At 68.6% G+C, this 12164-nt stretch carries 9 protein-coding genes; 6 read left to right on the forward strand and 3 right to left on the reverse strand.

The features are described from left to right. Window positions 1–2: 2 nt before the first annotated feature. Complete coding sequence (locus BAY15_RS13870) at window positions 3–1097, reverse strand: HDOD domain-containing protein (protein ID WP_068853603.1); 1095 nt, start codon at window positions 1095–1097, stop codon at window positions 3–5. A gap of 292 nt (window positions 1098–1389) precedes the next feature. Here BAY15_RS13870 and BAY15_RS13875 point away from each other — a divergent pair, with 292 nt between their 5' ends. Beyond that, window positions 1390–2487 (forward strand): Glu/Leu/Phe/Val dehydrogenase dimerization domain-containing protein, encoded by a 1098-nt coding sequence (locus BAY15_RS13875; RefSeq protein ID WP_068854729.1) that lies wholly within the window; start codon window positions 1390–1392, stop codon window positions 2485–2487. A 70-nt stretch (window positions 2488–2557) separates the two neighbouring features. Here BAY15_RS13875 and BAY15_RS13880 read toward each other — a convergent pair whose 3' ends face one another. Beyond that, a complete protein-coding gene (locus tag BAY15_RS13880) occupies window positions 2558–5401 on the reverse strand; it encodes a S8 family serine peptidase (protein ID WP_068853604.1) in 2844 nt (947 codons plus the stop codon). A gap of 179 nt (window positions 5402–5580) precedes the next feature. Between BAY15_RS13880 and BAY15_RS13885 the strand changes: the two genes are divergently transcribed. The 3 genes from BAY15_RS13885 (at window position 5581) to BAY15_RS13895 (ending at window position 7741) form a co-directional block, all read left to right on the forward strand. After that, window positions 5581–6756, forward strand: a complete 1176-nt coding sequence (locus BAY15_RS13885) for a thiolase family protein (RefSeq protein ID WP_068853605.1) — start codon at window positions 5581–5583, stop codon at window positions 6754–6756. A 124-nt stretch (window positions 6757–6880) separates the two neighbouring features. Further along, a complete protein-coding gene (locus BAY15_RS13890) occupies window positions 6881–7222 on the forward strand; it encodes a hypothetical protein (RefSeq protein ID WP_068853606.1) in 342 nt (113 codons plus the stop codon). A 114-nt stretch (window positions 7223–7336) separates the two neighbouring features. Then, complete coding sequence (locus BAY15_RS13895) at window positions 7337–7741, forward strand: hypothetical protein (RefSeq protein ID WP_068853607.1); 405 nt, start codon at window positions 7337–7339, stop codon at window positions 7739–7741. A 71-nt stretch (window positions 7742–7812) separates the two neighbouring features. Here BAY15_RS13895 and BAY15_RS13900 read toward each other — a convergent pair whose 3' ends face one another. Further along, entirely contained in the window at window positions 7813–9444 is a 1632-nt protein-coding gene (locus BAY15_RS13900; protein ID WP_068853608.1) for an acyl-CoA dehydrogenase family protein, read from the reverse strand. Window positions 9445–9549: 105 nt separating this feature from the next. Between BAY15_RS13900 and BAY15_RS13905 the strand changes: the two genes are divergently transcribed. Both BAY15_RS13905 and BAY15_RS13910 read left to right on the forward strand, forming a co-directional pair. Then, window positions 9550–10557, forward strand: a complete 1008-nt coding sequence (locus BAY15_RS13905; RefSeq protein ID WP_068853609.1) for a ligase-associated DNA damage response exonuclease — start codon at window positions 9550–9552, stop codon at window positions 10555–10557. After that, window positions 10554–12158, forward strand: coding sequence for an ATP-dependent DNA ligase (locus tag BAY15_RS13910; protein ID WP_068853610.1), 1605 nt, complete (start codon window positions 10554–10556; stop codon window positions 12156–12158). The genes BAY15_RS13905 and BAY15_RS13910 overlap by 4 nt, the downstream gene beginning before the upstream one ends. Window positions 12159–12164 lie beyond the last annotated feature (6 nt).

A 12164-nucleotide genomic window follows, 5' to 3' on the forward strand; every position in this document is an offset into this window, starting at 1 on the left:
CGCTACGCATCGGCCGACTCGTCCGCCTCCAGCGTTTCCACCGCGCGACCATGCAGGCGGCGCCAGATCCACTGCAATGCATGCGCCGGGGTGTCATGCAGCTGCTCCAGCAGCGCCAGCGCCTGGGCCTGGCTGATCCGGCCATGCCGGCACAGCAGGCTGGCCGATGCCCCGGCACGCGCGAAGCGCAGGCTGGCCGCCAGCCCACCGCCTGTCGCATCGGCGTCGCGCAGCAGCGCCTGGTGCACCGAGGGCGGCAGTTCCCAGGCCGCCGCGATGCGGCTGGCCACCGGCAGGGTCCAGGCATCCAGCAGGGTGCTGGCCAGCTGCGGTGACGGCAGCACGGCCTGTTCACGGGCAACGTCCAGCAGGTGTCGCATCACCAGGGCCGCGCCAAGGCCCTGGGTCAGCCCCATCCACTGCGCGGCGAAGCCGTCTTCATGGGTCACCAGGCGGGCATGATCGGCTGCGGCCCGCGAGGCCAGCAGCGCGTGCTCCCAGACCACCGTTCCGAACTGCGGAAAGGCGTCGCTGTGCAGTTGCATCACCGGTTGCACCAGCACCGCGCTGATGATCTGGCGGATGCCCTCGGTACCCACCAGCGTGACCGCACGCTGCAGGCTGTCCACCGGCTTGGCCTGCAGCCGGTAGACCGGGCTGTTGGCGATGCGCAGCAGGTTGCCGGTCAGCACCGCATCCTGGCTGATGATCGAGGCCATGCTGCGCGCCGAGGCGTCGCTGTCGTTCACGGTCTGGATCAGCTGCGGCAGCAGCTGCGGCCGCCGCGGCAGGTGCCGGGCCGACCAGTCCTGCGCCTCCAGCGCTGCCGCCACCGCCGCCAGCAGGGCCGCGTCCTGCGCGACGGTGGCCGGCGCGCTGCCGCTGCCCGGCTGCAACGCCAGTGCGTGCAGGCCGGCCTGCAGCACCTCGTCCGCATCGCCAGTGCAGGGCTGAGTCGGGGTCGGCGGCTGCGGCTGCGTACGGGCCCGGCCGCCGGTACTACCCGGCGCCGGTCCCGCCTCCGCCGGGCGGCGATACCAGCCCCACCCCAGAAGTGCCACCAGCAGTACGCCGGCCCCCGCCACGATCGCCATCATCGGGCCGCGCCCCTGCCGGTGTGGCACCGCACCCGAATTGTCGCCACTGCACCCACGTGTTCCGTCCTGGCTTGCCGGTACTGCGCACCGTTGCCACGGCATCGGCCCGGAACGGGGCAACTTTAGCGGGCAATGGTCACCCGGCCCTGACAACACCGTCCGGCGGAATGCACTAGAATGGCGCCGCGCGACCCGTCCTGACCAACCGACGACGTCGCTTTTTTTGTTTTACACCCACCTTTTGCTGGTGCGTTTGCCGGCGTTTGCCGTCGTTCGCAGCATCGGAGTCACCATGTTATTTGAAACCCTCGAAACGTCCGGCCATGAACAGGTGGTGTTCTGCCACAGCCGCGATGCCGGTCTGAGGGCCATCATCGCCATCCACAACACCACGCTGGGTCCGGCGCTGGGCGGTGTGCGCATGCGCCCTTACGCCAGCACGGACGACGCGCTGGCCGACGCGCTGCGGCTCAGCCGCACGATGACCTACAAGAACGCGCTGGCGGGCTTGAATGTCGGGGGTGGCAAAGCGGTGATCATCGGCGACCCGCGCAAGGACAAGACCGAAGTGCTGTTCCGCGCGTTCGGCCGCTACGTGGATTCGCTCGGCGGGCGCTACATCACCGCCGAGGACGTCGGTACCGACGTCAATGACATGGAAAACATCTACCTGGAAAGCGAGTACGTCACCGGCGTGCACCAGGTGCACGGCGGCTCGGGCGACCCGGCCCCGTTCACCGCCTACGGCGCGCTGCAGGCGCTGATGGCGGCCATGCAGCACAAGCTCGGCCACGAGGAAGTGGGCAAGGTCAGCATCGCGGTGCAGGGCCTGGGTCATATCGGCATGGAACTGGTGAAGCTGCTGCGGGATCGCGGCGCCAAGCTGTTCGTCACCGATCTGGACCCTGCGCTGGTGGAGCGCGCGGTGACCGAGTACGGCGCCGAGGCGGTCAAGCCCGATGACATCTACGACGTCAACGCCGATGTGTTCGCGCCGTGCGCGCTGGAAGGGGCGATCAATGCGCAGACCCTGCCGCGCCTGAAGTGCAAGATCGTCTGCGGCACCGCCAACAACCAGCTCTCCACGCCCGAGATCGGCGATGAGCTGCATGCCCGCGGCATCCTGTACGCCCCGGACTATGCGGTGAATGCGGGCGGGGTGATGAATGTGTCGCTGGAGATCGACGGCTACAACCGCGAACGCGCGATGCGCCTGATCCGCAGCATCTACCACAACCTGGGCCGCATCTTCGCGCTGTCCCAGCAGGAAGGCATTGCGCCGCAGCGCGCCGCCGACCGCATCGCCGAAACCCGCATCCAGTCGATCGGCAAGCTGAAGATGCCGTTGGGCCGTGCGCGCCCGCGACTGGGCACGCTGCGCGGCGGGTGATCCCAACGGGCAGATGAAAAAAAAGGGCGCGATCAACTCGCGCCCTTTTTTGTTGCCTGTCGCGCCTGGATCAGAACGCGGCGGAGTACCGCAGCGCGACCTGGCTGAGGTCGCCTCGCGGGCCGAAGCGCTGGTCGTAGCCGAACGAGAGCTGCGAGTTGCGGGTCAGCCAGGACTGCACCGACAGGCCGAACAGGCCGCCGGAGCGGGCCGGCTGCAGCCCGGCCACCGGCGCCCAGGCATCCACGCCCACGAAGCTGGCATCGAAGGCCAGGCCATCGCTGGACAGCGTCTGCTGCCACTCGGCATAGCCGCGCAGCGACCAGCCACGCAGGCGCGTTTCCGCGCGCAGGCCGGCCAGCGCTTGGCTGCGGCTCGACGCGCGGCGGTCCGCACGCAGGCCGAAGCCGAAGCCGCCGTCTTCGCTGAAGCTGTCGCTGTCCAGGCGCGCGTAGTCCGCACCGAGGTACGGCGTCAACGATGCCCCGGCACCGCCGAAGCGGTAGCCCGATTCCACGCTGGCGGTGCTGAAGTTGCCGCCGTAACGGGCATTGACCCCGTACTGCCCCGCGCCCAGCAACAGCTGGCGGTCGATCTCGCGGGTGAACTGGCCGGCGCCCAGCTGCGCCAGGGTGTAGGCCGCACCACTGTTCCAACCCGCGTACAGCTGGGCCTGCGACTGGCGGTCACGACCGCTGTCGCCGCCCCACTCGCGGCTGCTGTTGCTGCGGGTTTCGCCAAAGGCAAAGCCCATGACGCCGTTGCTGCCCAGCGCCATGTCCTGGCCCATCATCCAGCCCTGGGTCTGGAAGCCGCTGCCGGCGAAGCTGCCCTGCCCGGCTTCGCCCAACGCACTCTGCCAGGCGCCGCGCAGGCGCGGTGCGGCGGACACTGCATCGAAGCGCGTCGACAATGCGCGGCGATTCATGTCGAGGTTGTCGAAGGTCATGCCGTTGGCCAGGCTGTGCGCCTTGCCCGACAGGCTTTCCAGGCTGGCCTCCAGGCCGGCCGCGCCCTGCACCCGCTGCAGCTCGCCGGCCGCATCGGCAAAGCCCGGCGTGCCCGGACCGGTGCCGGTATCGAGCAGGTCGAACGCCTGTTCCACGCGCAGGGCCGAGGCGGCCGAAATGGCACCCAATCCGGCCGACGCGGCAGCGCCGGAGACGCTCACGCGGTTGATGTTCAACCCGGCCGAGTAGTGGTCATAGGTGAACGTCGCATCCAGCAGCACGACGTTGCCGAGCGCGGTGTAGCGATCGAACGTGCCGGTCAGGCCCTGGGCGGCGGTAATCAGCTCCTGCCGGACACCCGTCTGCGGGACATAGCCTTCCACCGCGCGGTCGATCCGTACGGTGCCGCCGTTGAGCTGGGCGGTGCCGGTCACCTTCAACGCCTGCGCACCCAGCGCGGTCGAGAACACGCCGGTCGCCTCGTGGGTGTAGTTGCCCTGGATCACGGCGGTAACGCCGGCCTCGAACAGGTACAGCGTGCCGCGGTTGACCACGTTGCCGGTAACCCCCGTGGTACCGGCGCGGAACTGCAGGCCGCCGGCCTGCAGGACCTGGACATCGGAACCCAGCGACGCGCCGTCGGCCAGCGAGAGCGCGCCCGAGCGGACGATGGTGCCGCCGGTGTAGGTGTTCTTGCCACCGAGGATCAGCGTTCCCGCGCCGGACTTGTCCAGTCCGCCGGCACCGCCGATGTTGTTGCTCCAGGTGCTGAAGTTGGACGAACCCGGCAGGTCGACCACCATGGTGCCCCAGTCGAACCGGCCAGGGCCGTTGACCGCCTTGCCCACGTTGAGCAGGCCGTACCCGAACACGCTGTCCACGCCGGCCGCGCCGAGGTCGGTGGCGGTGCCGAGCAGGGTCTGCCGCACCTGGTCATTGCTGAAGTACGGGTACCTCTGCCACACCAGCGCCGCCGTACCCGAGACCAGCGGTGCCGCGTAGGAGGTACCGCCGCCCCAGAGGTAGCTGGGGGTACTGCCCGTGGTGCTTGCGGGGTCGACAAACACCGCTTCGCCCGGCGCGGCCAGGCAGTAATTGGCCGCCACGCCACAGGCGTTGGCGTAGGACGCCAGGGTGTCGGGCTGGTTGGAATTGACCGCGGTGACTGCCAGCCAGCCACGCTCCAGGTCCGCGGCCGGGCGGGTACCGTTGGGACCGGCCTGGCTCGGCAGCGCGGCCATGTTGGACGGGTCCGCCTTGCTTTCGTTGCCGGTGGCAAACACCACCAGGCCGTTGTTGGTCGTGATGAAGGGCCGGTACTCGGCCGCAATTGCAGCGGTCGCAGCCGGGTTGGTCCAGTACAGCCCGCCCCAGGAGTTGTTCATGATCTTCACGCCGTCGGCGATCAGATCCTGGTGCACGCTGGCCAGCCCCAGCGCACCATCCACCTGGTTGCCGTTGCCGGTGCCGTCGTCGACCGGCGCCTTGTCGGCGATGATGCGCGCCGACACGATCTGCGCCCTGGTGGCCACCCCGCCAGGCCAGTCGCCGAATGCGGCGCCAGCGGCCAGCGATGCCACGGTCGTACCATGGCCGACCACATCGTCCACCGCCAGGTTGTTCTTGGTCGGATCGACATAGCTGTGGCTGGCCACCACCCGGCCCGCCAGGGTCGGATGGGCCCGGTTTACTCCGGAATCGACCACGCCGATCCGGATCCCCTCGCCACTCCAGTCCTGGTCCTTGCCGTTGATGATGGCAAGGTGCGCGTCGATGGCCGGCTGGGTCGGCTTGACCGGCGGCGGCGTCACCGGCGGCACCACCACGACCGGTGGCGTGACCGGCGGCACGACCGGCGCTACCGGCAGGTCCCCCTTGCTGTTGCCGCTGCCGCCACCGCACGCGCTCAAGGCCACGGCCAGCGCGCCGGCCAGCACGTTCCTGCTGAAAACTACCTGATTCATCCCTGCTCCCCAAAACGTAATTGAAACCACGCGTGGCGTCCCGCCTGTCCGGCCGACACCGGTGGTAAATGCTGACCCTCTATACTGGGCCACCCCCACGCAGTCTGCCGGGAAACGCGCCGCTATACCATGCCCTGCGTTCCCTTTTCGTAAATCGCTCACGCAATAACGAGATTGCCATGCCCAACATTGTCATCGCCGCTGCCAAGCGGACCGCCATCGGTTCCTTCCTCGGCCAGTTCAACGGCGTGCCCACCCCCACCCTGGGCGCCACTGCCATCGCCGCCGCCCTGGAACAGTCCGGCGTGCCGGCGGCGGATGTCTCCGAAGTGATCATGGGCTGCGTGCTGCCGGCCAACCTGGGCCAGGCCCCGGCCCGCCAGGCCGCCGTGGCCGCAGGGATCCCCTACGCCACCGGCGCAACCACCCTGAACAAGGTTTGCGGGTCGGGCATGAAGGCCATCATGCTGGGCCACGACCTGATCAAGGCCGGCTCGGCCAGCATCGTGGTCGCCGGCGGCATGGAATCGATGTCCAACGCGCCGCACCTGCTGCCCAATTCGCGCACCGGCAACCGCTTCGGCAACTTCCAGGCGGTCGACCACATGGCCCACGACGGCCTGGTCAATGCGTACGACGGCAAGGCCATGGGCGAATTCGCCGAATGCGCGGTGGACAAGTTCCAGTTCAGCCGCGAGGAACAGGACGCGTATGCGATCGAATCGGTGCGCCGCGCGCAGGCCGCGCAGGCTGCCGGCGCGTTCGATGATGAAATCGTGGCCGTGAAGGTTGCGGGTCGCAAGGGCGACGTGGAGTACAGCCAGGACGAGCAGCCCGGCCGTTCGGATATCGCCAAGATCCCGACCCTGCGCCCGGCGTTCAAGAAGGACGGCACGGTGACTGCCGCCAGCTCGTCGAGCATTTCCGACGGCGCTGCCGCCGTCGTGCTGCTGTCCGAAGACGATGCGGCCGCCCGCGGCGTGCAGCCGCTTGCCCGGATCGTGGCCCACGCCACCCACTCGCAGGAACCGGAGTGGTTCACCACCGCGCCGATCGGCGCCATCCACAAGGTGCTTGAAAAAGCCGGCTGGCGCCTGGACCAGGTGGACCTGTTCGAGATCAACGAGGCGTTCGCCGTGGTGGCCATGGCGCCCATCCGCGAACTGGGCATCGACCCGGCGAAGGTCAACGTCAACGGCGGCGCCTGCGCACTGGGCCACCCGATTGGTGCCTCGGGCGCCCGGCTGGTGGTGACGTTGGTCAATGCCTTGCGCAAGCGTGATGCAAAGCGCGGAATTGCTACACTGTGCATTGGTGGCGGGGAAGCAACCGCCATCGCCATCGAATTGATTTGATTGGTTTTAACACCCGTTTCGCAAAACTGAATGCGGGATCGCTTGACAGCCCAACGTGGCTTGTCATCATGTTGCCGGGCGCGCAATAGCGCGTTGCCTAATCTAACGACGAGGATTCACACAAATGAGCATCAACAAGCTGCTGATCGCAATGGCCCTGGGCCTGGCTCTGACCGCCTGCTCGAAGCAGGAGCAGGCTGCTGACGCCGCCGCTTCGGCCAACGAAGCTGCTGCCGACGCCCAGGTCGCTGCCGACCAGGCCGCTGCTGCTGGCGCCCAGACCGCGGACGCTGCCCAGGCTGCCGCCGACACCGCCACCACCGCTGCTGACGCTTCGGCTGATGCCGCTGCCCAGGCTGGCGCTGCTGCCACCGACGCTGCTGCCGACGCTGCTGCCGACGCTGCCAAGGCCGGTGAAGCCACCGCCGAGCAGGCCAAGGACGCTGCTGAAGAAGCCAAGAAGTAATAACTTCTTTCTTCAAGCAAGTCTGAAAAAGCCGCTGGTTCGCCAGCGGCTTTTTCTTTGGCTTCACGGCAGGGTGAATAGGATCAGCGTCCCTGAAACCTGACGGAGAACGCCATGAAGATTCGTTCGATCACCACCCCGCTGATGGCCGCCTCCCTGCTGCTGGCCCTGGTGGCCTGCAAGGGCCCGGAAGCCGAACAGGCGCGTGCCGATGCCGCGCAGGCGGCCGACAGCACCGGCGAAGCGGCACGTGTCGCCGTGGACAAGGCTGCGGCATCCACCCGCAATGCCGCCGATGAAGCGGCTGCCGCCTCCGAACGCGCCGCGGCCGATGTACAGCCGGCCTTGGACCGTGCCGCCGACGCCAGTGCAGCGGCTGCTGCCGATGCCAAGGTTGCCGCGCGCGATGCAGCGGCGCATGCCAGCGAGGCGACCGCCGATGCCGCCGAGAAGGTGGCCGACAAGGCGCGTGACGTGGCCGAAGACGCCAAGCAGAACGCAGACGCCGCCAAACGCTGATGCGACATGTCACGCCGGCCACCGGCCGGCGTGACCTCCAGCGGTAGTGCCAGGTCCGGCCTGGCAATCGATCAAGGCAACGCCCGCGCCATCACCGCGCCGACATCCACCTCATCGGGCAGCGTCCCGAATGCCGCTCCATGCGCCCCGCCCAACCGCGAGCGCACGAACGCAGGGGCCATCGGGCTTCCCGCACGCAGCAGCACGGCGGCCTGCAGCAACAGGGCCAGCCGTTCGGTCACCACCCGCGCCTGCGCTTCCGATGGCGTAGCGGCCAACAGCTCCCGCAACGACGCCAACGCGTGGTCATAGTCCGCATCGCGCCCGGCCACCGCGTCCAGCTCCGCATCCAGCACCGGCAGCACCTGCGGCTCGCGCGCCAACGCACGCAGCACGTCCAGGCACTGGATGTTGCCGCTGCCTTCCCAGATGGAATTCAGCGGTGCCTGCCGGTACAGCCGCGGCAGGATCGACTCCTCCACGTAGCCCGCGCCGCCCAGGCACTCCTGCGCTTCGTTGACGAACACCGCCGCGCGCTTGCAGACCCAGTACTTGCCCACCGCCGTCGCAACGCGTGCGAACGCGGCTTCATGCGCATCCTGCGGCGCCTGGTCCACCGCGCGTGCCACGCGCATGGCGAAGGTGGTGGCCGCTTCGGATTCGATGGCCAGGTCGGCCAGCACGTTGGCCATCAGCGGGTGGTCGCACAGGCGGCGTCCGAAGCTGCTGCGGTGTCGGGTGTGGTGCAGCGCCTGCGCCAGGGCCATGCGCATTTCCGCCGCCGCGCCCAGCATGCAGTCCAGCCGGGTCATCATCACCATGCCGATGATGGTTGCCACGCCCCGCCCTTCGGCACCGACCCGGCGGGCCCAGGCGCCGCACAGCTCGATCTCGCTGGAGGCATTGGACCAGTCGCCCAGCTTGTCCTTCAGCCGCATCAGGCGGAACGCGTTGCGGTTGCCATCGGCCAGCCGGCGTGGCATCAGGAAGCAGGTCAGTCCTCCCGCCGCCTGCGCCAGCACCAGGAATGCATCGGACATCGGTGCGGAGAAGAACCACTTGTGCCCCACCAGCGCGTAGCTGCCATCGTCGCGACGTTCGGCGCGGGTGGTGTTGCTGCGCACGTCAGAGCCGCCCTGCTTCTCGGTCATGCCCATGCCCAGCGTGATGCCGGCCTTGTCGGCCATCGGCACGTCGCGCGGATCGTAGACCGGTGCGGCGGCTTTTTCGGCCCACTCGGCCAGCAACGGGTCCTGGCGCAGCACCGCCACCGCGGCGTGGGTCATGGTCAGCGGGCAACTGGTACCGGCATCGGCCTGGTGGTGCAGGAAACTCAGTGCGGCGCGGGCCACGTGCGCGCCGGGGCCGCCCTCGTGCCACGACAGTCCCGCCACTCCGTGGCGCTTGGCCAGCTCCATCAGCTGGTGGTAGGCCGGATGGAACTCCACGGTGTCGATGCGGTGCCCCTGCGGGTCGTGCGTGCGCAGCCGCGGGCGGTCGCGGTTGGCGTCGAAACCGAGCCGGTAGAGGGTGTCGCCCGCAATGGCGCCATAGGTCTGCAGCGTATCGATGAACGCGGCACCGCCCTCGCGCTGCACCGCCTCGCTCAATGCCACGTCGTCGGCCCACAGGTTGCGGCCGCCGAACGGGGGCGGCTGGTTGGCCACTTCATGGGTCTCGAATACAGGCAATACGGACGTCATCGTGCGGGCCTCCTGGCGGACCCGATGATTCTGCCGCATCCGCATGCGGGCTGCTGTTCAGGCGGATTCTCACCTCGTGCACGAACCCGTCGGCACAGTGCAGGCATGACGACGCACGCGGCAAACAGCGACCTGGTAGTACTGCGCCCCGAGGGCCTGTACTGCCCAGCAGGCGATTTCCATATCGACCCGTGGCGACCGGTGCCGCGCGCGGTCATCACCCACGGCCACGGCGACCATGCGCGCAGCGGCATGGGCCGCTACTACTGCAGTACCGGCAGCGTGCCGATCCTGCGCTGGCGGCTGGGTGATGTGGCCCTGGAAGCACATGACTACGGTGAACGCTTCACGTTGGGCGGCGTGCAGGTGTCGCTGCATTCGGCCGGGCATGTACTGGGGTCGGCGCAGGTGCGCATCGATGACGGCCAGCAGGTGTGGGTGGCGTCGGGCGACTACAAGCGCCAACCGGACCCGACCTGCGCACCGTTCGAGGTGGTGCCCTGCGATGTGTTCATCACCGAGGCGACGTTCGCATTGCCGATCTACCGCTGGCAGGACACGCGCGAGGTCGCCGCCGAGATCGTGGCGTGGCGGCGCGAATGCGAACAGCGCGGCGAAGCGGCGATCCTGCTGTGTTACGCGCTGGGCAAAGCGCAGCGGGTGCTGGCCGAACTGCTGCCGCTGGATGACCGACCGGCCTGGCTGCACGGCGCCATCGCCAATGGGGTGGCGGTGTATCGCGAGGCCGGCATCGCCATGTTGGAAACCCACACGGTGGCCGAACAGGGCCGCGAACCCGACGCGGCCGGCAAGTTGATCCTGGCGCCGCCTTCTGCCGCGGGCACCACCTGGCTGCGCCGCTTCGGCAAGCACCAACTGGGCTTCGCCTCCGGTTGGATGCGGCTGCGCGGCAACCGGCGCCGACGCAATTACGACCGTGGCTTCGTGGTGTCCGACCATGCCGACTGGCCGGCGTTGCTGCAGACCATTGAACAGACCGGTGCGCGCCGGGTGATCGCCACCCACGGCAACACCGATGCGCTGATTCCGTTCCTGCGCGAACGTGGTGTTGCCGCCGAAGCCTTCCGCACCGATTTCGGGAGCGAGGAATGAAGGCATTTGCCGCGCTGTATCAGCGCCTGGACCGCAGCACCGCCACGTCGGACAAACGCGCCGCGCTGGTGGCTTACTTCCGCGACGCGCGCCCGCATGACGCAGCGTGGGCGCTGTACCTGCTCAGCGGCGGCAAGGTCGGTGGCGCACGCCGGAAGATCGCGGCCAGCGGCGAGCTGCGCGCGTGGATCGCCGAGGCATCGGGCCTACCCGCGTGGCTGGTGGCCGACAGCTACGACCAGGTCGGCGACCTGGCCGAAACCCTGACCCTGCTGTTGGATGATCCTGCGGAAGGCGCGCAGGACCGCCCCCTTGCCGACTGGATCGAAGGCCACCTGCTGGCGGTGGCGAACCAGCCGGAACCGGTACGTCGTGTTGCGGTGGAGGCAGGCTGGAGGCAGCTGCCTGCCGCCGAACGGCTGGTATTCAACAAGCTGCTGACCGGGGCGTTGCGCGTAGGCGTCTCCCAGCGGCTGGTCCAGCAGGCGCTGGCGGAACTGTCGGGGATCGACATCGCCCGCATCGCGCAGCGCATGCTGGGCGAGTGGGTGCCCTCGCCGGGGCTGCTCGCCAACCTCCTCAGCGCTGAAGAACGGCCGGAAGACCGCCAGCAGCCGTATCCGTTCTTCCTGGCCTCGCCATTGGAAGCCGAGGCCGACAGCCTGGGCCCGATCGGCGAGTGGACGCTGGAATGGAAGTGGGATGGGATCCGCCTGCAGGTGCTGCGTCGCAAAGGCGAAGTCGCCCTGTGGTCGCGCGGCGAAGAGCGGCTGGATGGGCGCTTTCCGGAAATCGAAGCGGCCGCGATGGCGTTGCCGGATGGCACCGTGATCGATGGCGAGCTTCTCGCCTGGCGCGATGACGATGCACAGCCGCTGCCTTTCACCGCCCTGCAGACCCGGATCCAACGGCGCAGACCCGGCCCGAAGACGTTACGCGATACGCCGGTGCGCGTGCTTGCCTACGACCTGCTCGAACTCGACGGTAACGATCTGCGCCAGCAGCCGCTGGCCGAACGGCGCACCCTGCTCGCCGGATTGCTTGCCACGCTCGGCGATACGCGCATGGTGCTGTCGCCCACGCTTGATGCCACGGACTGGCAGGACGCCGCCGCTCAGCGGGCATTGGCGCGCGAACGCGGCGTGGAAGGGCTGATGCTCAAGCGCAGCACGTCGGTCTACCAGGGCGGGCGCCGCCGTGGCGACTGGTGGAAGTGGAAGATAGAACCGCTGACCATCGATGCGGTGATGATCTACGCGCAGGCGGGACATGGCCGGCGCAGCACGCTGTACACCGACTACACCTTCGGGGTGTGGGACGGCGAGCGACTGGTGCCGGTGGCCAAGGCGTATTCGGGGCTGGACGACAAGGAAATCCTGGCCCTGGACCGCTGGATCCGGGCCAACACGATCGAACGCTTCGGGCCGGTGCGCAGCGTCCGTGGCGAGCAGGTGTTCGAACTCGGCTTTGAAGCGGTCAACCGCAGCAGCCGGCACAAGTCGGGCATCGCAGTGCGCTTCCCGCGCATCCTGCGCTGGCGCCACGACAAGCCGGCCGGCGAAGCCGACACGCTGGCTCAGCTGCAGGCACTGGCACGGTGACCCGAC

Source organism: Stenotrophomonas rhizophila, assembly GCF_001704155.1.
Lineage (GTDB): Bacteria > Pseudomonadota > Gammaproteobacteria > Xanthomonadales > Xanthomonadaceae > Stenotrophomonas > Stenotrophomonas rhizophila_A.

Bases quoted from the DNA above. Each gene is read 5' to 3' on its own strand.
- BAY15_RS13870 (WP_068853603.1), bottom strand. From the start codon at position 1,097: ATGATGGCGATCGTGGCGGGGGCCGGCGTACTGCTGGTGGCACTTCTG.
- BAY15_RS13875 (WP_068854729.1), top strand. From the start codon at position 1,390: ATGTTATTTGAAACCCTCGAAACGTCCGGCCATGAACAGGTGGTGTTC.
- BAY15_RS13880 (WP_068853604.1), bottom strand. From the start codon at position 5,401: ATGAATCAGGTAGTTTTCAGCAGGAACGTGCTGGCCGGCGCGCTGGCC.
- BAY15_RS13885 (WP_068853605.1), top strand. From the start codon at position 5,581: ATGCCCAACATTGTCATCGCCGCTGCCAAGCGGACCGCCATCGGTTCC.
- BAY15_RS13890 (WP_068853606.1), top strand. From the start codon at position 6,881: ATGAGCATCAACAAGCTGCTGATCGCAATGGCCCTGGGCCTGGCTCTG.
- BAY15_RS13895 (WP_068853607.1), top strand. From the start codon at position 7,337: ATGAAGATTCGTTCGATCACCACCCCGCTGATGGCCGCCTCCCTGCTG.
- BAY15_RS13900 (WP_068853608.1), bottom strand. From the start codon at position 9,444: ATGACGTCCGTATTGCCTGTATTCGAGACCCATGAAGTGGCCAACCAG.
- BAY15_RS13905 (WP_068853609.1), top strand. From the start codon at position 9,550: ATGACGACGCACGCGGCAAACAGCGACCTGGTAGTACTGCGCCCCGAG.
- BAY15_RS13910 (WP_068853610.1), top strand. From the start codon at position 10,554: ATGAAGGCATTTGCCGCGCTGTATCAGCGCCTGGACCGCAGCACCGCC.